Below are 21,301 nucleotides of genomic sequence, written 5' to 3' on the forward strand. Positions count from 1 at the left end.
CGCTTTGGCCTAGTGATTTTATGGAAATAATTGTTCATGATCCCATCCATCGTTTGAAATGATTAAGTCATCGTACCTGCTCCTTTCTGGCATTTCATTTTTTAAAGCAGTACTATTTGTGAATATTTTCACATAAATCCCATTAAAAACGCTCTGTACAAAGACTACAAAAGCCAAAAAGCCTTTTGCTTATTATGGTTGCTGAACACTTCCCTTATTTGCAACTGTTTTTACAACCCTGTTGTAACCGTTAACAATTTACAAATTGAATATAGCACATAATGCACTGTGTGTAAACGTTTTCGCCAAAGAATATTTTAAATTATAAATTTTTAAGTGAAATTTTTTTGTGCGTCTAAAAAAGTGAGAACAGAATTGTAGTTTCATTGCTTTTACTGTTTTTCTTGATCGTTTTTGACCCAGCATATGTATTTTCACCCTATGTAAGCACTAACATCAACTCCTTTTTATTGTTTTAGTCGTTTGCAAGTGACTTGCGTTGGAGTTAATAATGAAAGAAACGACAAAAGGAGTGAAAGAGATGGGTATCAATTTCAGTCATTGTGAGGCGCATTGGTCTTACGGGCTCTTTCATCAATTCAGGGAAATGCTTGCTTCTGAAATCGGCATGAATTTAAATCAAATGGAGGGTTTCGGCGGAACGACCCCATTCGCTGATTTCAATGATCCAATCATTCCATTGCTTGACCATTCAGACTGCGACGGATGCCTGTCTGTGGAAGAATGTCAACGCGTAGCTCCGCGATTAAAAGAGCTGACCGCTCATTGGCCGGAAGTAAACTTTAAACAGGAAATTCGTTCACTCATCGGCGGCATGGAACGATCTGTACAAGAGAACCAGCCGCTGTACTTTTGCTGATTACATTCTGACGAAAATGAGTTCAATTATCATTTAGATTCAAGCCTCTCCTCCACATCCAATCCCTTCCCCAAAGGAGCATGATCGAGTGACTGATCACGACCGCCTTTTCAAAGAATTGCTGCATAACTTTTTACGGTTTAAAAAGAACCGAACAAACTGTGTGCTCATTATTCATGTCGAAGCCCAAAATACGCATCAAGAGCACTTCCCGCAACGCATGTTCACCTATTTTTCAATGATTTATCTAAAATTCAGAAAACCTGTTTTACCGATTGCCATTTTCAGCTATGATGGAGTTAGAGATGAACCCAATGAATTCGTCATCAAGACACCATTCCTTGATGCCATGACGTTTCGTTTTTTTAAGATGGAATTAAAAAGGATGAACTGGCGCACATTTATGCACAGCAACAATCCTGTCAGTGCCGCTTTGATGAGTAAAATGAATTATAAAAACAAAGAACGTGTCGCTGTTCGACTCTCCTTTCTCAGACAGATGGCCCGTTTGCAACTTGATGAAGCACGCAGCAGTATGATTAACGGATTTTTTGAGACCTATTTAAATCTGAATGAAAATGAGGTGGATCAACTCATGAAGGAAGTTCATGCATTGCCTAAAGATGAGCAAGAACAAGTAATCAAATGGCCGAATTCATTCTATGATCGTGGGGTTAGGAAAGGTAAGGCATTGGGTAAGGCTCTGGGCAAGGTAGAAGGCAAAACTGAGGGAAGGGCTGAAGCGCAAAAAGAGATGGCGCTGCGCATGCTTCAAAAACAAATGAATCCACGCACTATCTCCGAATTGACTGGATTATCTGTAGATAACATTCTCGGACTAAAGGAAACTATGGAATGATGTCCTACTTTTCACTATAATTTCTGATCCTAGATTGCGAAATCCAAGTTGAAAATGAGGCGGATCAACTTATGAAGGAAGTCCACGCATTGCCTAAAGATGAGCAAGAACAAGTAATCAAATGGCCGAATTCATTCTATGATCGAGGAGTGAAGAAGGGTAAAGCTGAAGGTGTAGCTCAAGGTAAGGCATTGGGTAAGGCTCTGGGCAAGGTAGAAGGCAAAAGCGAGGGAAGGGCTGAAGCGCAAAAAGAGATGGTGCTGCGCATGCTTCAAAAGAACATGGATCTCCATACCATTTCCGAGTTAACCAGGTTATCAATAGAAGAAATCATCAATCTCAAGGAGTAACCGCCAAATAAAAACAGGCATCATGCCAAAACCATGTTGGAGTGATGCCTGTTTTTTATTGTTTGATAAATGGAGTGACGATTGTGAACTTGCCTTCCCATAAACGAGCAAGCGTTTCCGCTATAGGTGAAAATACTAAGCTAATCATAGACACATAAAGTGAGCGATGCCTAAAAAGATGAATGAGTGATTCCAAGTTAAATAATTTACTTCAAACGTTCTATAATTAGGATAAATCAATTGACGACAAGGGCGATGATTAATGACTGGATCAGTCATCTGCCGCTGAAGAATGTAAGACAGGTAACACGTATTGGCGGAGGTGACGTGAATCAAGCTTACCGTGTCGACTCCAGCAAAGAAAGCTATTTTCTACTGATCCAGCCGAATCATTCTCAAAGCTTCTACGCAAGTGAAATTTCCGGCTGATCTGGCGGCGATTTACGGCGATCGGGAACTAGACATTGGCGTGACCAAGATCTTTGGTGGTTTCAACTCTGAATTTTCCGAGCATACGCTGCAGCTTATCCGTTTGATAAAAGCTATGAAAAACTAGGGCTCAGTCTCCGTTATCTTTTTTACTATTCTGTTATTCCCACTCGATGTAGGTAGCTTTTCAGAAAAGTTGATTTATCAGCGTTTTTAAGAAGTGCCAGCCTCAATACCAATACCTGTTTTTTATTCGTAAGCGTCAAATAGCCCACACCTTGTCAAATATGTGGGCTTGATTTAGGATTGTTGAGAAGATAATTTGCAGTTATCTGGAAGATTGGCAGCAGACCAAGGCAGTAGTTCATCAAGAGCTTCATCGGTTTGGACGACAAGATTGTGCAGTTGCTCAAATTACTTGGGACAGATCCCAGCGAACTGACTGTTCATTCGTATCCCCCTTTCGTGATTTGTCGTTTATTGCTATAGATAACATTTACGTATTCATTGCTCTTTAAGATGAGCAACAAATTCATGCAATTTATCAAGCCCTGCTTTGAGTTCTTCTGTGTCGCAAGCATAACCAATGCGCAAGGATCGCGGTTCATCAAAACAGTCGCCCGGAGTGAGCAGTGCGCCGCCTCTTTCTAACAGTTCTCTACAAAAAGTGCGGGCATCCACGTCAAAGTTATAATGCAGCAAGGCCGTTGTACCCGCCTGAGGCGTAATAAAAGACATATTTGGCTCATTCTCTACCCATTGTTTGAGAATGTTACGGTTGGTACGAACCAGCGTACGATTTCTTTTCAGAATTTTATCCGCGTGCGCAAGTGCTATTGAAGCAACTTCTTCATCAAACAAACCGCAACTAATCAGATTGTAATCCCGATGCGATAAACACGTTTTGCGCAAATCCGAATCTTTTGTGGCGATCCAACCAAGGCGAAGTCCGGCCAGCGAGAACACTTTCGACATACTGCTTACGCTGATGCCTTTTTCGTATAAATCTGCAATGGATTCGCAGTATACATCCTCCTGTGTCAGGTGGCGATAGACCTCATCACAGAGCAGATAAGCACCATGACGTCTACAGATTTCCACAATTTCCTGCAGCATTTGGTTATCCATCAGCGTACCGGTCGGATTGTTGGGATTATTGATGCAAACAAGCTTTGTTCTATCTGTGACAAGCTGACCCAGCTCCTTTAAATCAGGAAGATACTGGTTTTCTTTACGCAGATGCAAAATATCGACATTTGCGCCCAATGATTCTGGGATGGAATAGAGCTGCTGATAGGTAGGCATGACGGAAACAACATGGTCACCAAGTTCAACAAGCGCAGAAATTAATAGGTGATTCGCTCCTGCCGCACCATGAGTAGAGATAATATGCTCCGGGCGTATCGAACGGTACAGGCGACATATACCCTGTAAGAAATCCGGATATCCCTCAATATCACCATAGGTTAGGCGACGTCGAGAAAATCGCTTCCAAAATGATTCCATATCAGTCCCTGTCAGATTAAACAACTCTTGTAAAGAAACGGAATCTGTACACGTTTCCGCAATGTTATACACCGCTTTGGTTTCATATGCATTCATCCATTCTTCTACTTGAAAGGCCCTAATTTTCATTGGTCCTTTTCCTCCCTATAATTCAACTGTTGTGTCATTAAAAAGTAGCGTGGTTCCAAAAAGCTGTGGCAAACTCTTTTTCGTATTTGCTTCAAACCACGACATCAACTTCAGACCGTATATACCACTCTGCGGTAAATGGCCTAACTTAATATCCACGTCGGCCTGTCCGGGGTTCGAAATTTATAAAAAACCATCGGAAACAAGCATCCTGCTGCAGACGATTTTTGTCGATATGCTTCCTCCACACCACATACGGCGATATTCAGACTAAGCATCTTGGAAATCTTGTTCTGACAATATACATACTATTGACATCATCATTCCTCCTTAAAAAAATAAGTGCCCAAACTTACGCCTTTAAAACCTACGGCCTAAGTTTGAGCACTTTTAGCTTCTTCATCCGGTGACAAAGAAAAGTGTAATATCAAATTTATAATATATTGTAGCACGAAAATACAGAAAGTTAAAGCTTTAAAAATATGATATTTACTCATGAAAAAATGAAAATTCAACTATGCTTTGGATAGTGGAGTGGTATTTGAAACGTTCCTCTGGATCTTGGAAAGCGGATTCGAGAGGTTAACGCCCGCTTTTGGAAACTAAATGTATTGCTTTACGAATCTTTTCTCGGGTATTGGCTGCTTGATAATTAACAGGATTTTAGATATATAAATCTGCAATGGAATATAAAGCAGCTTTACCGCTTAATTTTGTCCGGGTTCCCTCATAATCACAATAGAGGACTCCTCCACGAAGCGATGCCTGATAAGCAACGAGTGATTTTTTATTTAACCGCGTTGCCCAGAACGGAATGATATGGCAATGCCCACTCCCGCATACAGGATCTTCAGGTACATTGCATTTTGGTGCAAATGATCTTGATACACAGTTATAATTTTTTCCTTCCGCTGTAACATGCAATAAAAGTCCATCCAGTTTATTTATCTTATCCTGGATAGGATTTACGTTGCGGACTTGTTCTTCTGTTTCCAGAATACAGACTAGATCTCTGCCCATATATGCCTCTAGCGGTCGGACACCAATGGCCTCTGTCATTTCATCGGTCACGTCCACCTTTTTTAAATCGTATGACGGAAAGTCCATTTCAAATAAATCCTCTTTTTTTGACACAACAAGCTCCCCGCTCATTGTCTGAAATGTGACTCTTTCTACATTTTCTTCATAATAGTTTGCGATAACATACCCCGTCGCCAGTGTTGCATGGCCACAAAGGTCAATTTCCCCACCTGGTGTAAACCATCTGAGTCGGTAATGATCTCCTTCTTTCACTGTAAAAGCTGTTTCGGAAAGATTATTTTCAGCAGTGATTTTCAGCATCAACTCGTCCGTAATCCATTCATCCATAACGCACACCGCTGCCGGATTGCCTCGAAAAACTTTATCTGTAAACGCATCAACGACATACTGTTTCATTTGTTTATCAATCCTTTCTGTTCGTCGGTGACTTTTTTTTCAATATTATTTCTATCATTCTCCCAAATAGGCAACCGCTCAACTTTACACAATATGACAAGAGGAAAGAGATTTCACAGCTGCACAGGTGCCCAAGCCCTTCACCCCTGCGCGGCTCCGAAACCAGCGAGAAAAATACGGGTCACATGCTGGATGTAATCATTCATGCACCGTTTACTGGCCGGAAGAACTTCACCATGCAGCCGAATCATGTCGCCGAATGGACGCACGCTTTTAATGCTGAACTCGTCGTAAAAATTCATGACTTCATTACAGAGACGCTTCAATTCGTCTAAATTAGGCGTCGCTTCTCGTTCATTCACGCTGTCCAAGGCTTCCACGACATCATTACCGATTGTTTGGATTACACGAAATAATCTTAATTTATCTTTTAAAATCGCCTTTACTGCAAACACGGTTGTTGCACAGTTAAACACGGACTGCACAGTGATTCACCACCGGATCTTTTATTGTTTTATGCAATTACCTATACTATAAACTCGACTGAGACCTCGCTTTCTTAAAGATTGGCGGCGCAAATTCTTCTAATAGGAACATACCAATCGACTTTGGCTTTTCCTTCAGGATCTTCAAATGGATTATTCATGCAAAATTCAAGACACGGTTTATCATCCGCCTCGTACTCACTGCTTGGCAGCCACTGCCCGAAAAGGCTTTGATAGGCAATGGCCAGTTTATCAATCGTGTTATAGAATGGATAGAGTGCATAACTACCACCAGAAAGTGTTTTAAATTGAATATCGCCGTCGAGATTGCAATCAAAATCGTCAGGAAGGGGAACACAAGCATCATAACGGCAGTTATTCTCTTCGACAACCTGTGGATCATCGAGTGATATACCAATAAAATAGTGTTCCGTAGGGTATATCTCGTGTTTACTTGCCCAAGTCATCAAACATTCCCATACCTGACCCGTGTTCAAGTAACTTCCAACATGGCGAACGTAAGCCACATGATAATCCGGTAATTCTTTGAATCCGCAAACCACGCTCCCTGTGATGCTCGGTATGTTATTTCAACAAGTTTCCGCGGCAACAATGGGTAGAATTCTCTTTTCAAAATCCGCCGATTGCTGAACGCACCTCTGAAAAAAATTCGCGGTCCGATTATTCACCAATCGAGAACCTGGTCAGGAAGTAATACGGCTGAATGGATCATTGATTTTTTGACGCCGAACCCATCAATGCCTCCATCATTTGGTCGCCCTTCTATGGACACATTAATAAACCCTGATTCTCGAAGTAACCAACCACAGAGTTTCTCGAAATCTTTAGGAGAACTTTGATTAATTAACTGTAGAACCTTGTCTTTCCACTTTTCATTTAGATCCTCATTGCTTTCAAATTCTTCCTCGTTGTTACTATCCAATACATATTCTTTGGGTTTAGGTTGTTTTTCAAGAATACGCACAGCATTAATAATATCTGCAAAATAAACAAGTTCCGTCTCTTCACCTTTTTGAGTTAACTGCCAAATTCCTCTTTTATTATTGACTCAACTTTCGCAGAGTAAAAATCCGAAATAGCCCTTGATATAACGTGCTTTGTAGCCTATTCATTACACTCCTTGACAAAATAGAAAGACACCTCAATTTTTGGTATAGTGATTTTGACGAAATACACTACCAAAAAGAAGAGGTGCCCTCTATATGATAGCGAAAAAAGGTCAAAATAATCAACTGCCATCAGAAATAAAAGTGAATTTTAATGAGTTGAGGATTCTAAAACATTTACGTCAGGCAGGAATTCAAAAAGCCTTCGGCTTTTCCAGTGGTTATCTTTTTCAGCTTATTTTTCGCCTGATTTTTACCCAAAGAAATTGGTATCGTTTACTGGAGAGTAATAAAGCTGATGACTTACCAGGCAAGGATGCTGTTTATCGTTTTTTAAACTACCCGAAGTTTGCCTGGCGCCGCTTCCTGACTGCATTAAGTGTATTCACAATTATGAAAGTCAGCCGTTTGACGAGCGTCTGCCACACTAAAGTACTCATTCTGGATGATTCATCTTTTTATCGCGACCGCAGTAAGCGCGTCGAACTTTTGGCTCATTGTTTTGACCATGCCAAGAGAAGACACTACAAAGGATTTCGTATGCTGACATTGGGATGGTCAGACGGATCAACGTTCCTGCCCATTGATTTTTCACTCCTTAGTTCAAGCAAAGAAAAGGCAAAAATTAACGATATCGATTCGACGATTGATAAGCGTTGTTCCGGCTATAAAAGGCGAATTGAAGCTTTACAAACAGCTCCTGAACAAATACCTGGCATGGTTAAACGAGCCTTGTCGAACGGAATTGATGCGTCCTATGTTCTGATGGACAGCTGGTTTACCCAACAACCTTTGATCAAGGCTTTGACCGATCAAGGTATCGATGTTATTGGTATGGTGAAACCAACGAATCAGCGCTATCGAGTAGGCTCTCAATGGGTTGGATTAAGAACGCTGTATCGACTGTCGAAGCCCGTAACCAGTCACAAAGAAATTTTACGTTCTATTCGTACCACAATGGCTAATGGAGTCCCGGTCAAAGTTGTGTTCGTTCAAAACCGCAATAAACAAAGTGAATGGCTAGCCATCTTAAGTACCGACTGCACACTTACAGAACGGGAAATCATTCGTACGTACGGCATGAGATGGGACATTGAATTATTTTTTAAAGCAACGAAGTCATTTCTTAAGCTTCAAAAAGAGTTCCAGGGCAGATCGTACGTAAGCTCTCAATCCATTGTGTCAGTTGACAAGTAACCCATCTTTTGATTGATTTTTTTGTTTTTGTTAGGGCGTCATGAAGAATATCCATGAGCTGCGTCAGTGCTACAGCCCAATCCAGTTCATTCATTTCGTCACAGAGTTCATAAAACATACCACCAAGGGTTCGATTATCTGTACTGCAACGGTTTTGCCAAGACAGGAGAATAAACCTTGAAAGTTGAGATATTATCTTCTTACGCTCTGTATCCTCCTTATCCCGTTTTTATTACAAAAATCTCCTATTGGGTAGGCTTTTTAAAATGTCTACTCTGTAGGGACAGCTTATAGGAAGCCTGCTTAAATCATTTTTCCTATTCCAGTAAGGATTTTATATTGTAATGAAAGATGCTTGGTGCACCATAGGATGCGTATCTTTTGGGTATATCGATTTCATTTATGTTCCCGATGGTACCTCCATTTCGAATCCAATCTGCCGAGATTCGTTTGATGGTGCGCAGGTAATCGATCATACGACTTTATTCGTACCGAGTCCAAGTGGTGCTGTTTCAACCTGACTTTTTCCGATTTTAATCTTATCCATCAACATGCCCCGTATAATTCTTCACTACTTTGAATAGTGCACAGCAACTAGTAAAAATCCTCAAGCGACATTTGGTACTCGGGTCAAGAAATTTCATCCATGGACTGAGTCACTCAGAATTCGTTTTTAATCTAATTTTGAATGATTTGTTTTATGCTCTCGTTCCAACGCACGTAACTCTTCTTCTGTAGTACTCATATGCGAGTCATAATTATTCAGTTTCCACCGCAAATGATCAATCGCTGCTTGCAGATCATCGCGTTTTTCTTCCATCAATTCTAATTGTTCTTGTAACAACGCTATTTGTTGTTGCGTGTTATCTTCGTTAGCATCAAATAATCGAATATATTTCTGCAAGGCTTCAACACTCATTCCGGCGGACCGCATCTGCCTAGCGAAATTAATTCGACGAATAATTCGTTGATCAAGATTACGAATACCTGAATCCTTACGATCAATTGGGGGAATAAGACCGACCTTCTCATAATAACGAATGGTATCGGCCGACACCCCAGTAATTTCACAGGCTTCTTTAATAGTCATTAATTATCACCCTTTATTAGACTCATGAACATTCGAGATTAAATCCCCGTGCGATATCAAATTTCCGCCTCTCCCGCTTAATAGTCAATGGTCCGACTTGCCATCCACTTTATGATTTCAGGATCATCATGTGCAAAGAACTGACTTTTACCGATATTAAGCTCACGAATCGTATTCATCTCTGCGTCGGTCAACTTAAAATCAAGCACATCAATATTTTGGGCCATTCGTTTTGGCTGACTTGATTTGGCAATGACCACCAAGCCCCGCTGAATGAGCCAGCGCAGAACGACTTGAGCAATCGACTTATGATGCACATCGCCAATTTTTTGTAATGTTTCATTCGAAAATAAACCGTTGCGCCCCTCAGCAAATGGTGCCCATGCTTCTACCTGAACGCCGTAGTCGCTGAAATACGCGACTGAACTGCTATTTTGGTTGAACGGATTAACCTCGATTTGATTAATGGACGGCTTGACACCAGTAAATTCAGCTAAATTAGTTAACTGGCTGATTGAAAAGTTTGATACGCCAATTTCTTTGATCAGCCCCGCCTTTTGCGCATCAATCATTGCTCGCCAAGAACCAAATACATCATTAAATGGTTGATGAATAAGGTACAAATCCAGATAATCAAGTTGTAGTCGCTTAAGTGAATCCTTAATTGCTTGAGTCGTTTTTTCATAACCTGCGTCTTGAACCCATAATTTTGATGTGATAAACAGTTCTTCACGAGCAACATCGGTGCGTTTGATGGCTTCCCCAACAGCCCTTTCGTTTCCGTACGATGCAGCCGTATCAATTAAACGATAACCTGCATGAATTGCATTCAATACGGCCTCTGTTGCCTCATTGGCATCCTTAACCTGATACACGCCAAATCCGAGTATTGGCATTTTCGTGCCGTTAATGAGTGTTTTAAATTCCATATCTGCATCTCTTCTTTGCCATAATTTGTTACATTTTCACTCTAATACTTGGAGTGAACTCCAAGTCAAGATTTTTAACTCATAAAATGATTAATGAGTGGAAATTGTCGCTCAGTATGGCTGAATAAGATTACCCGAGGAACCCATCCATAGATTTTCTAGCGAGCGAAAGTTATTTTTTGCCCAGAGAGATAATATTCTCACACAATTCAAGGAATACAATGAATGCCCCAGTGCGAAAAATGGCTGAATTCCTCCACTTTTACTTTTGCTTACTTTAATATTCTCTTTTTATGACAAAAAACGAACCCCGAATCGTTCCAGCAAGTTTCGACTTCTGCCGAGCAAACTTAAATTTTTCTTCTAACTCCTTGGGGATCTCCATCCCTTCAGAAAGCTTAAAACCAACGGCCCGCTTCTTAGGGTTATCAACCGTATACATAACGTTAACCTCAAGGCCGTCCTCATAAAAGACGTAGGCAAATTTGATATTTTCCACTTGAAAACGTGATGTTTCGAGAGGCTTGGCCGCAAATTCAAGATCACGTTCTTCTTTCAAAATTCGGTTCACGTAGTCAAGAGTCTCCTGGCTTTCACTAGCCGGTACAACCGTAAATTCATGCTTGTATTTGTTCATAAAATACCGAGCCTCATTAGCACGTAAACCAGCAAGCGTTTCTGCTACAGGTGAAGACTCTAATCCAACCGTAGATACATTTTTAAAATCAACGATATAAGACATTTCCATCTCTCCTTTGATCACTTTATTTTCTAATAACTAGAATCTACATTTTGCAAAAAACCTTGTCGTTTCACAGCCTAATCTCAAACACTGAATCGCTTAATCAAGTACTTATCTTCTTCACTTGATGGATATAGAATACCCCTAAATCATGTTAAAAAGCGATACTGTTTCGTCATAAACGAGCTTCAAATCATTACACTTCGCTATAACGAAAGCAATCCTTACCAGACGTTTATTTCAAAAATGAACACAAGGTCTTTGGTCGGTTTCATTCTGTATCCGTTGACCTATGTTTATGCTCTTTTTCTCGTCATTTTTTCTATATTTTCCTGGTTAGGGATCAAGAAACTGAAAAAATTAAAATCCAAAAAGCGGACATTAACGTGGACGAAAAGACAAAGACATGAATAACGTTGATAACAAAAAGCAAATTTAGTCATTTTTAATCTTTTTCTTGATAGATCTGGCCTGAAGTATATTTTCTACGCCCTGAGAAAGCGCCAACATTGGTTCCTTTTCAGCATTTTAGTCGTTTGCAATTGATTTGAGGTTTATTTGATAATGAAAGAAACGACAAAAGGAGTGATATGTATCGGCCTCAATTTCAGTCACTGTGACGCTTATTGGACATACGGGCTTTTTCATGAATTCAGAGAAATGCTTGCTTCTGAGATCGGTATGGACTTAAATAAAATGGAGGGGTTCGGCGGTACGACCCCATTTGCTGATTTCGATGATGAAATTATTCCATTGCTTGATCATTCAGACTGTGATGGCAGCTTGTCTGTTTATGGCAGAATAAAAGTACAGAGTTTTGCAGGGAATTTATGCAGAACTTAACCGCATAAAAATAGGCTTGCCAGCCCCCAAAATAACCTCTACTGTTTGGATTGAGCGATCTTAACAGTAGGAGGAAATGAAAGGATGCTAGCAATGCCTGAAATCAATTATATCAAGCACTTAAGAGAAAGCGAAGATTTATCGATTAATGAAATATCAAAAAAGACCGGCTGTAATTGGCGAACCGTCAAAAAATATGCAGATGGAGAGTCGTCGGATACCCAGCTTCAGTTTAAAAAGCGAGGAATGATGTATGAAGAAAGCTATGGTGAAATTGTGGATGACTGGATTGAGGAGGATCTGAAGCTTAAGAAAAAAGAGCGAAGAACGAACAAAAAAATATATGAACAGCTTAGGGATGAATGGAATTTCCCAGGATCTTATCGAACAGTATGTGACTATATTCAAAGTCGGAAACCACAAATCAAAGAGGAAAAAAACCGAAGATATGAACATCTTGAGCACCCGCCGGGTGAAGCGCAAGTTGATTTTGGGACAATGACGGTGGTCAAAGACAGCGCCTTTAAGGATATAAAATTGCTCATTCTAAGTTTCCCATACAGTAATGCGGGGCTGGGTTATCCTCTGCCCAGTGAAAATACCGAATGTTTTTTGGAAGGCTTAAAACAGCTCTTTAAGCAAGCCGGAGGCGTGCCTACTTATTTGAGAATGGATAATTTGGCTGCGGCAGTCGTTTCCATGGGTAAGGGTGCGAAACGAACGTACACAGAGGCTTTCAGCCGATTTAGAAATCACTATGGCTTTGAAGTGCAGCCCTGTAATCCTGCCAGTGGTCATGAAAAAGGGAATGTCGAGAAGAAAGTGGGATACACAAGAAATAATCTTTTCACAACTGCCCCATTAATGCAAGACTTCCCGCAATTGGCTACCTGGATTCAACAAGCCATGAGCAAGGATCGTGAGCGGCTTCATTACGAAAAAAAAGAGCGGATCAATGTGTTGTGGAAAGAGGATCAAAAGCATTTGAAACCGTTACCTCTAAAGGATCTGCCCATCTTCTCGATAAAATCTGCAAAACTCAATAAGTATGGAGAGATCCTGATGGATGGAGAACGATTTGTCATCCATCATGCACGGATGAAACAAACACTAATCATCAAAGCCGAATGGAATCAGTTTATTTGTTTCACGAATGATGGCGAGATTGTGTATCAATCGGATCGTCCTTACATGAATACGACGCGAGTGATTCCGTGGGAGGATATTCTGAATGATTGGGAACAGAAACCGCGTTCGGTTCGTTATTCACGATTTTTCAAGTACCTGCCCAACAACGTGCAAGCGTATCTGACGATACGCAAGGAAGAAGTCAAATACCGCGTCAAGGGGTTAAGAAAACTGTTAGAAAAATATGATTTAAAGGAAATCCAGACCATCTTATCTAGTGAAGAACGTTTGGAAAGGACACCCCATGAGCTTGGCATCTTTTTAGAGGCTAGTGCGTTTTCTTATCCTGACAAAATAGAGGAAGAACATACGCCTGGCATTCTGCTCAATTATGAGACCAATTTAGCCACCTATGATCAACGGCTTTGTCCTTCTCTGGAAGGAGGAGTTTCCTAATGACCGATTTAAAAGTGATGTGTAAAACGCTACATCTTGCTCATCTTATCGACAACTATGAAAGCGTCCCATTTGACAACAAAGAACAGTTTTTAAGGGATTGCTTATCCATTGAAGTGCGTTCGAGACAAACGACAAAGATTGCCCGGTTAATCAAAAAAGCCAAATTTAGGGAACTGAAATGGTTAAAAGACTATGAGTGGACGGAACAAATCAATTTACCAGCTACCACAACAAAGAAAGATCTTTACGATCTTCGGTTTATCAAGCAAAAACAGAATTTACTGCTTCTGGGAACACCGGGTACGGGAAAAACCCATTTAGGGACTGCTTTAGGAATCAAAGCGTGTGAAATGGGGTATGACGTTCGTTTTTTCCGCGTCGCCGACTTGGTCGGTCAATTAGAGGAAGCGCTCAAAGCAGGAACACTCAGTCGACTGAAGCGCCAAATCGAGAAATCAGATTTACTCATTCTCGATGAATTAGGCTACGTTCCATTCCAAAAACAAGGTTCCGAATTATTGTTTCATATCATCGCAGATTGTTATGAACGCAAAAGTGTCATCGTGACCTCGAATCTGGAATTTGGTCAATGGAATCGAGTGTTTGGGGATAATCGGCTCACTTCAGCTTTGGTGGACCGTTTGGTCCACCATGCTCATGTCATCGCGTTTACAGGAGAAAGTTACCGATTGAAAAATGCCCTCTCTTCAATAAAAACAGATACTGAAATTTAACGCTATTTAGGATCGCAAGCCTATGTATTTTTCGCTGCAATTCTCTGCACTTTTTGCTTGCATAAAACACTTGTCTGTAGAAGAATGTCAACGAGTAGCACCACGATTAAACGAGCTGACCGCTCATTGGCCAGAAGTGAATTTTAAACAGGAAATTCGTTCACTGATTGGCGGTATGGATCGGGCCGTACAAGAGAATCAGCCGTTGTACTTTTGCTGATTACGCCCTAACGAAAATGATTTCAATTATTTTTTAGATTCATGCCTATCCTCCACATCCAATCCCTTCCCCAAAGGAGCATGATCGAGTGACTGATCACGACCGCCTCTTCAAAGAATTGCTGCATAACTTTTTTGACGAATTTCTTGAAGCTTTTTTCCCAGAAGTCTTCCATGCTCTCGATCTGTCGCATAAGAAGTTCTTATCTGAAGAATTATTTCCGGATCTCATTGACGGTGATAAGAAACGTGCCGATGTGATTGCCGAAACACGTTTTAAAGAGAACAGAAAGGATTGCGTGCTCATTATTCATATTGAAGCGCAAAATACGCATCAGGAGCACTTCCCACAACGAATGTTCACCTATTTCTCAATGATTTATCTAAAATTCAGAAAACCTGTTTTACCTATTGCCATTTTCAGCTATGATGGAGGTAGGGATGAACCCAATGAATTTGTCATCAAAACACCATTCCTTGATGCCATGACGTTTCGTTTTTTAAAGATGGAATTAGGCAAGATGAATTGGCGTGTATTCATGCACAGCAACAATCCTGTTAGTGCCGCATTGATGAGTAAAATGAATTATAAGAAAAAAGAGCGTGTAGCCGTTCGGCTTGCCTTTCTCAGACAGATGGCTGGTTTGCAGCTTGATGAAGCACGCAGCAGCATGATCAACGGTTTCTTTGAGACCTATTTAAATCTGAACGAAAATGAGGTGGATCAACTCATGAAGGAAGTCCGTGAATTGCCTAAGGATGAGCGTGAACAAGTGATCAAATGGCCGAATTCATTCTATGATCGCGGGGTGAAGAAGGGTAAAGCTGAAGGTATGGCTGAAGGTAAAACCGAGGGCAAAATTGAAGCTCAAAAAGAGATGGCGCTGCGCATGCTTCAAAAGCAAATGGATCTCCACACCATCTCCGAGTTAACTGGGTTATCAATAAAAGAAATCATCAATCTAAAGAAATAACTGCAAAATAAAGAACAGGCATCGTTCCTAAACCATGTTGGAGTGATGCTTTTTTGTTTAATTAAAAAAATTGAACGAACCACGGTGAGTGGCGCTTCCAAATCCATCCTACCGTTCAAAATATTCTGTTTCGCAGATCCTGTATCATCGTGGATGATTAGTACTCAAGGATTAGTACTCAAGGATGAATACTAGAATCGAATGGAACAATAAGCTCCAAACCTTCTATTGTTATTGATACTCATTTATGTCCAGAAAATGACGGTGGCTATTGACCGCAGTTTGACGAGGACGCTGTCCAATGATCGCCAAAAAATAAGACCATCTTAAAGTATAATGGACCCAAGAATTCAGACACGAAATAAGGATGTGTTAAGGTATATCTATGAAACGAAAATCTTATTCTCAAACATTCAAAGTCAAAGTCGTGCTCGAAATTCTGAAAGAGGAAAAGACGTTAAGTGAATTGTCCTCTGCGTACGGTGTTCATGTCAATCAGCTTCGGCAATGGAAAAAGACTGCTCTAGACCAGCTCCCACAGCTCTTCGATCGTAAGCAGAATGATCAGAGCCGGATGCAGGAGGAATACGAAGAAAAAATTGACCGACTCTATGGCGAAGTTGGTCGTTTAACCACGGAACTCTCGTGGCTTAAAAAAAAATCTGGCTACGACGATGTCACGCGATGACCGCTTGATTTTAGTCGATTGGGAAGATCCGGAACTGCCCATCAAGAAACAGTCGGAGCTTCTCTCGCTGAATCGTTCAAGCCTCTACTACAAGCCCGTTTTGCCCTCGCCTAGGGAGATTATGATCAAGCATCGTCTTGATGAGTTGTACACCAAATACCCGTTTTATGGTTCTCGTCGGATGACCTATCTGCTTAACCAGGAAGGAGTGATGATCAATCGCAAAGCGGTTCAGCGTCATATGCGCGAGATGGGGATTCAGGGCATTCATCCTGGGCCTAATCTGAGTAGGCGAAACCGAAATCAGTATGTTTATCCTTATCTGCTGCGGAATTTGGCCATTACCCATCCCAATCATGTTTGGGGTATTGACATCACTTACATTCGGTTAAGACACGGTTGGATGTATTTGGCCGCCATTATCGACTGGTACTCACGCTACGTCATCAGTTGGTCCTTGGAACAGACGCTGGAGATTGAGCTCATCACGCAAACTGTTAACGATGCACTCACGCAGGCAAGACCGGAGATCATGAACAGTGATCAGGGCGGCCATTTCACGAGTCCGCACTATCTAGATCTTCTCAAGGGAAAATCAGTAAAAATCAGTATGGACGGGAAGAATCGTGCTTTGGATAACATTATTACCGAGCGATTATGGCGTTCGGTCAAGTACGAGGAAGTCTATCTTAAAGACTACGTAAATCCAAGAGATGCCCGCAGAGGCATTGACAACTATCTGAATCTTTATAACCATGAACGGCCACACCAGTCGCTCGGTTATCAAACACCGGCTTCTGTTTATCACCAGGGGTAGGTGCGTCCTCTCCCCATCCTTGAGTATAATGGACCCAAGAATTCAGACACGAAATAAGGATGTGTTAAGGTATATCTATGAAACGAAAATCTTATTCTCAAACATTCAAAGTCAAAGTCGTGCTCGAAATTCTGAAAGAGGAAAAGACGTTAAGTGAATTGTCCTCTGCGTACGGTGTTCATGTCAATCAGCTTCGGCAATGGAAAAAGACTGCTCTAGACCAGCTCCCACAGCTCTTCGATCGTAAGCAGAATGATCAGAGCCGGATGCAGGAGGAATACGAAGAAAAAATTGACCGACTCTATGGCGAAGTTGGTCGTTTAACCACGGAACTCTCGTGGCTTAAAAAAAAATCTGGCTACGACGATGTCACGCGATGACCGCTTGATTTTAGTCGATTGGGAAGATCCGGAACTAAATAAAGATGGGTCGATCAATCGTGTATCATACAATCTTTTTAGAAGAGGACATTTTGGCTGGCTATATAATTATCTTATCTTATATGCCTCTCAATCTAACGAGATTAATAATACGATGGAAGAACGGACTAAACTTATTGAAAATATTAGACAGGAAGTTTCTCCAATAGCTTTAGAAAACCTTTCTAAATTTATAGAGAATCATTTAACCCTTATTCCTTTAAATAACAAAACCAATAACATGGATGATTATTTAATGGATATTTATCAAAAAAGGCAATCAGTTATTTCGAAATTAATAGATTACTCTTATGATGAAATCAAAGAAATTATTTTAAAGCTGTCTAAAGGGAAATTGCCGTCTAAAAGTGAACATGCTCAATGCTTTGTTCATCCAAATTGTAAATATCCGCAGCTAGCTAATTGTTATTCATGTGAATACGTGATTCCACGGAACCTATTGTTAATTCAACTCATGGAAGAATTAAATCGACTATTAGATAATATAGAATCTTACACCAATGAGTTACTTATTATGAAAGATACCAAGTTTTTGTTACATTGCCTATTAATTTGGAAAGAAGCACGTCTAACTTATGGTGAAGAGGCAGTAAATGCTTTTATTCCAACAGAGAGAACTTGGAGAAGAATAGAGAATCTAGCGCATAAACTCATTTTCAGGTGGTTCTTCCCCATTTCTTGAGATTATTTTAAATTGAGTTCCATGAATGTGGACTGGATGAATCATTCCTCCCATAGCGTCCGGTTTATTGTAAAATTCCCACACTTCAGTGACCCCTTGCTTTTGCGTAAAATCAATTCTTTCCGCATCAAATTTCTTTCCATTTATCGTTACCTTGTCCATCATCCCAAAGAATTCCACCTTCTTTGTAACTGGCAAGTTCATCTCTTCTTTTGTTATTGAAAAATTATTCATCTTTGCCAGAATGCTGCTGTCCTCTCCGCTTTGATCAGAAACCTCAAATGGTAAAAGGATCGATCCATCCGCATTTATTAGCGCCAAGTCTTTTTCTGTATTAAGCTTTGAAAAATCAACAACTATTTCCGCCCGTTCTGATGGTGTCAGTGTAATTTTTTTCAGTGTCACCGGTGCATTCAAGAAACCTCCATCCGTTGCAACTTGCACAAAGGAATCCCCTGTATTCAATTTAAATGTGTAATTCCTCGCATTAGACCCGTTTAATAGACGAAGACGAACCTTTTCTTTCTTTACAGTCAATTTTGGATTCACCGTCCCATTGACCAATAACGTATCACCGATTGTTCCGTCAACATTCATTGCAGCATTGTAATTCAATTGTTTCTTATCATCAAATGTTTTATCTTGGAAAATCAAGGGAAAATCATTCTTCCCATACTCATTTGGTAATCCCAGACTCTTTGAATTGTCATCTTCAATATAAATCAATCCTGCAAGTCCATTGTATACTTGTTCAGCGGTGTTTCCTTTTGGATGGGGATGGAACCATAATGTTGAAGCCTCTTGTGTCACTTTAAATTCGATCACCTTTTCTTCTTCTGGTTTCAGTACATTATGTGGTCCACCATCTACTTCCCCCGGTACTTCTAGCCCGTGCCAATGAAAAGTTGTCACCTCATCCAATTCATTTATCAATCTAATTTTCACCGTATCACCTTTGCTAAGACAAAGCACCGGTCCTAAAAACGCCCCGTTGTATCCATACGTTTTCGTTTTAGTACCATCGAATATTTCAGTCTCTCCTTCTTGGGCTCGAACAGTGAATACAACTTCTTCTTCACTATCGCTTTCAAGCACGGGGGGCATTTTCAATTTATTTTCTCCTGTTGAGTTGTTTAAACTCATAATCTCATCGTGACTCATATGCTCCTCCGTCGTGTCTTTATCCATATCCATTCCTTCCATGGACTCTTTTCCATTCATATTCATATTTTCATTTGACTCATTCTCCTTATCTACGTTATCTTCAGGTGCTGTTTCATTCTTTCCAGCACAAGCTGATAAAACAAGAGCTGTGATTAAATAAACTAGAAATATTATAAATTTCTTATTTTTCATTCTTCATCTCCTCCATTATCAAGATTTAATATATTTTGGCATACCCATTCTTGCTTGAAATTTCTTAATACGTAAATATCTTCCCCATTTGTTAAAGCTATAATTAATTGTAATAGATGGAAAAAGGAGAGAACGGTTATCATTTTTAACCACCTATTCTATCTCCCAAAAGATAATGAAGTATATAAGTCGCCTAAATATATAACACTGATATTAGCTTAGTTCAAGGGCTAACAAACAATTGTAATGTTCCATAATTGTCACAATTAGACCGTTAATAGTTTAATTTTCATTGTTTAAAAAGAAACATAAGGGGCAAAATGTTGACCGTACCACAAAACTTTTTAGGAGGAATGGAATATGCATCAACAATTTAAAGAATGTATAGAAGAATGTCTGGCTTGTATGACAGAGTGTAATCATTGTTTTGACGCATGTTTGAAAGAAGAAGATGTCAAAATGGTCGTAGAATGCATCAGACTGACCCGTGAATGTGCTGATATCTGTAGTTTTGCTGCAACAGCCATGGCATCTGGAAGTCAATTTTCTTCTCAGATTTGTCAATTATGTGCAACGATTTGTGAAGCATGTGCTACTGAATGTGAGAAACATGCCCACCACCATGAACATTGTAAAAAGTGTGCAGAATCGTGCAGAAAATGTGCGGATGCCTGCAGAAAAATGGCTCGTTAAAAACAGCGTTCATCACTAAACGACCACCTGCTCTAGAAGGTGGTCGTTTAGTGAACGATTTATTAGTTGTTCATCTAAATTTTAATGCCTAATCAATAAAATTCATTAGATCCGGAGGCAAAAGAGCTAGCGGAGGAAATTATGAGTACAAGGTGATGATTTATGGCAAGGATAAGAAATTGATAAACGCAGAATAAAGAAAAAAATGTTAGTAGGTTCCATCCCAAATATAACTTCATCTAGGTTGTTTAATCTTTGATAGTATCCTTTTAAACATTACAAATTAAAATTCAAATCCTAACAGCGCCAGACATCTAATAACACCTGGCATGCCCTCCAGGCTCTCATGCTTCCTTAAAATTACTTTTATTTCCATCAAACAAATGAAGGAGACCGGAGCAGCCTGGTATTAGTTAACTGAGCGATATTAATTTCAGCATGATCGAGCCATAAAGGGGCAAATACGGGGTAGAACGGAAATAACTATAATCGCATTATGATAATCTTCATAAAGCGATTATATATTTTTATTTTTCATTTTGATTACTTGTACTTAAATTTTAATAACGATCTTCCACAAATAAGGGCGCGATTGTTGTATAAACCTTTAAATTTAAACGACTTTATTATTTTTTAATCGACTATATATTATATTAACAACTTTATTATCATGAAACATTAGCACCCGCCATTAAGTGAATGCCAGGGTGCTATTCCCCTTTTTCGGGGGATGTGCAAAAACACCCACATTATTCATGGACATAAAAAGGAAGACTTTCCGTTGATACTCTGTAAAAAATCAGGAGCACCTGAGTGTCCGGTAAATATTGATTTATACCGATGTATAAAAATTAACATAGGATTGACTGAAAGATATTTATATAGTTAGCTGAATTTAAGTAAGTAATATTTTTCAAACGCTCGCTTCATCATATGTGGAATCATGCCACTCGTTGTCCATTTTAATGTTCCTTGTTTAATAAACATGCCACCTTCTTTTCCAAGTTCCATCACATAAAGTGTATCCTCTTGGAATGATCGAAGAGGTTCATGATGTAGTTGTTTGACAATATTTTCAGCAGCAAGTACGCCCTGTAGCTCAGCAGCA

21 protein-coding genes and 4 pseudogenes are annotated in these 21,301 nt (G+C 40.0%); 13 read left to right on the forward strand and 12 right to left on the reverse strand.

Going from position 1 to position 21,301, the window contains the following annotated elements:
• The first annotated feature begins 511 nt into the window (after positions 1–511).
• The 5 genes from AC1MBV_RS15895 to AC1MBV_RS15915 all read left to right on the forward strand — a co-directional run bounded on the left by AC1MBV_RS15895 (position 512) and on the right by AC1MBV_RS15915 (position 2,645).
• Positions 512–880, forward strand: a complete 369-nt coding sequence (locus AC1MBV_RS15895; RefSeq protein WP_245734204.1) for a hypothetical protein — start codon at positions 512–514, stop codon at positions 878–880.
• 88 nt (positions 881–968) lie between these two features.
• Positions 969–1,739, forward strand: a complete 771-nt coding sequence (locus tag AC1MBV_RS15900; RefSeq protein WP_480948757.1) for an Rpn family recombination-promoting nuclease/putative transposase — start codon at positions 969–971, stop codon at positions 1,737–1,739.
• A gap of 71 nt (positions 1,740–1,810) precedes the next feature.
• Positions 1,811–2,089, forward strand: a complete 279-nt coding sequence (locus tag AC1MBV_RS15905; RefSeq protein ID WP_480948758.1) for a hypothetical protein — start codon at positions 1,811–1,813, stop codon at positions 2,087–2,089.
• Positions 2,090–2,344: 255 nt separating this feature from the next.
• Positions 2,345–2,518 (forward strand): fructosamine kinase family protein, encoded by a 174-nt coding sequence (locus AC1MBV_RS15910; protein WP_480948759.1) that lies wholly within the window; start codon positions 2,345–2,347, stop codon positions 2,516–2,518.
• Positions 2,502–2,645, forward strand: coding sequence for a fructosamine kinase family protein (locus AC1MBV_RS15915; protein WP_480948760.1), 144 nt, complete (start codon positions 2,502–2,504; stop codon positions 2,643–2,645). Before AC1MBV_RS15910 ends, AC1MBV_RS15915 begins: the two co-directional genes overlap by 17 nt.
• Before the next feature lie 377 nt (positions 2,646–3,022).
• On the opposite strand, the gene AC1MBV_RS15920 is transcribed toward AC1MBV_RS15915, so the two are convergent.
• The 5 genes and pseudogenes from AC1MBV_RS15920 to AC1MBV_RS15940 all read right to left on the reverse strand — a co-directional run bounded on the left by AC1MBV_RS15920 (position 3,023) and on the right by AC1MBV_RS15940 (position 7,060).
• Positions 3,023–4,153, reverse strand: coding sequence for an aminotransferase (locus tag AC1MBV_RS15920; protein ID WP_480948761.1), 1,131 nt, complete (start codon positions 4,151–4,153; stop codon positions 3,023–3,025).
• 663 nt (positions 4,154–4,816) lie between these two features.
• Positions 4,817–5,590 (reverse strand): PhzF family phenazine biosynthesis protein, encoded by a 774-nt coding sequence (locus AC1MBV_RS15925; protein ID WP_480948762.1) that lies wholly within the window; start codon positions 5,588–5,590, stop codon positions 4,817–4,819.
• A 146-nt stretch (positions 5,591–5,736) separates the two neighbouring features.
• Positions 5,737–5,979, reverse strand: a pseudogene (locus AC1MBV_RS15930) (hypothetical protein); the annotation flags it as partial.
• Positions 5,980–6,149: 170 nt separating this feature from the next.
• Positions 6,150–6,638, reverse strand: coding sequence for an AraC family transcriptional regulator (locus tag AC1MBV_RS15935; protein WP_480948763.1), 489 nt, complete (start codon positions 6,636–6,638; stop codon positions 6,150–6,152).
• 122 nt (positions 6,639–6,760) lie between these two features.
• Entirely contained in the window at positions 6,761–7,060 is a 300-nt protein-coding gene (locus AC1MBV_RS15940; protein WP_480948764.1) for a restriction endonuclease, read from the reverse strand.
• Between the two features lie 238 nt (positions 7,061–7,298).
• Between AC1MBV_RS15940 and AC1MBV_RS15945 the strand changes: the two are divergent.
• A pseudogene (locus AC1MBV_RS15945) lies at positions 7,299–8,363 on the forward strand (IS4 family transposase); the annotation flags it as partial.
• Here AC1MBV_RS15945 and AC1MBV_RS15950 read toward each other — a convergent pair.
• The 4 genes and pseudogenes from AC1MBV_RS15950 to AC1MBV_RS15965 form a co-directional block, all read right to left on the reverse strand.
• Positions 8,329–8,580, reverse strand: a pseudogene (locus AC1MBV_RS15950) (IS4-like element ISTeha3 family transposase); the annotation flags it as partial. The pseudogenes AC1MBV_RS15945 and AC1MBV_RS15950 overlap by 35 nt on opposite strands.
• 492 nt (positions 8,581–9,072) lie before the next feature.
• Positions 9,073–9,489, reverse strand: a complete 417-nt coding sequence (locus AC1MBV_RS15955; RefSeq protein ID WP_480948765.1) for a MerR family transcriptional regulator — start codon at positions 9,487–9,489, stop codon at positions 9,073–9,075.
• A gap of 77 nt (positions 9,490–9,566) precedes the next feature.
• Entirely contained in the window at positions 9,567–10,418 is an 852-nt protein-coding gene (locus AC1MBV_RS15960) for an aldo/keto reductase (RefSeq protein WP_480948766.1), read from the reverse strand.
• A gap of 277 nt (positions 10,419–10,695) precedes the next feature.
• On the reverse strand, positions 10,696–11,160 hold the full coding sequence (locus AC1MBV_RS15965) for a phage tail protein (protein WP_480948767.1): 465 nt from the start codon (positions 11,158–11,160) through the stop codon (positions 10,696–10,698).
• A gap of 564 nt (positions 11,161–11,724) precedes the next feature.
• Here AC1MBV_RS15965 and AC1MBV_RS15970 point away from each other — a divergent pair.
• The 6 genes and pseudogenes from AC1MBV_RS15970 to AC1MBV_RS15995 form a co-directional block, all read left to right on the forward strand.
• Positions 11,725–12,003, forward strand: coding sequence for a hypothetical protein (locus tag AC1MBV_RS15970; RefSeq protein WP_480948768.1), 279 nt, complete (start codon positions 11,725–11,727; stop codon positions 12,001–12,003).
• Between the two features lie 84 nt (positions 12,004–12,087).
• Positions 12,088–13,587, forward strand: coding sequence for an IS21 family transposase (gene istA, locus AC1MBV_RS15975; protein ID WP_480948769.1), 1,500 nt, complete (start codon positions 12,088–12,090; stop codon positions 13,585–13,587).
• Positions 13,587–14,324, forward strand: a complete 738-nt coding sequence (istB, locus tag AC1MBV_RS15980) for an IS21-like element helper ATPase IstB (RefSeq protein ID WP_480948770.1) — start codon at positions 13,587–13,589, stop codon at positions 14,322–14,324. The genes istA and istB overlap by 1 nt, the downstream gene beginning before the upstream one ends.
• Before the next feature lie 308 nt (positions 14,325–14,632).
• Positions 14,633–15,517, forward strand: coding sequence for an Rpn family recombination-promoting nuclease/putative transposase (locus tag AC1MBV_RS15985; RefSeq protein WP_480948771.1), 885 nt, complete (start codon positions 14,633–14,635; stop codon positions 15,515–15,517).
• A 385-nt stretch (positions 15,518–15,902) separates the two neighbouring features.
• Positions 15,903–17,022, forward strand: a protein-coding gene (locus AC1MBV_RS15990) for an IS3 family transposase (protein WP_480948772.1) whose coding sequence is annotated in 2 segments (ribosomal slippage) — positions 15,903–16,171 and positions 16,170–17,022 — 1,122 coding nt in all. Because the reading frame shifts where the segments join, the coding sequence is not laid out codon by codon here.
• A 77-nt stretch (positions 17,023–17,099) separates the two neighbouring features.
• Positions 17,100–17,439, forward strand: a pseudogene (locus AC1MBV_RS15995) (transposase); the annotation flags it as partial.
• A 660-nt stretch (positions 17,440–18,099) separates the two neighbouring features.
• Here the strand turns inward: AC1MBV_RS15995 and AC1MBV_RS16000 are convergent.
• Positions 18,100–19,500 carry a multicopper oxidase family protein gene (locus AC1MBV_RS16000; protein ID WP_480948773.1) on the reverse strand — a complete coding sequence of 467 codons (1,401 nt, stop codon included), beginning with the start codon at positions 19,498–19,500 and terminating at the stop codon, positions 18,100–18,102.
• Positions 19,497–19,643: a hypothetical protein gene (locus tag AC1MBV_RS16005; RefSeq protein ID WP_427519747.1), complete on the reverse strand. Its 147-nt coding sequence runs from the start codon at positions 19,641–19,643 to the stop codon at positions 19,497–19,499. Before AC1MBV_RS16005 ends, AC1MBV_RS16000 begins: the two co-directional genes overlap by 4 nt.
• Positions 19,644–19,860: 217 nt before the next feature.
• Between AC1MBV_RS16005 and AC1MBV_RS16010 the strand changes: the two genes are divergently transcribed.
• Positions 19,861–20,193, forward strand: coding sequence for a four-helix bundle copper-binding protein (locus AC1MBV_RS16010; protein ID WP_480948774.1), 333 nt, complete (start codon positions 19,861–19,863; stop codon positions 20,191–20,193).
• 885 nt (positions 20,194–21,078) lie between these two features.
• Here the strand turns inward: AC1MBV_RS16010 and AC1MBV_RS16015 are convergent.
• The coding region (locus AC1MBV_RS16015) for a hypothetical protein (RefSeq protein ID WP_480948775.1) at positions 21,079–21,301 on the reverse strand (223 nt) is incomplete at its 5' end.

It is taken from the genome of Sporolactobacillus sp. PKPK-6 (genome assembly GCF_056678885.1).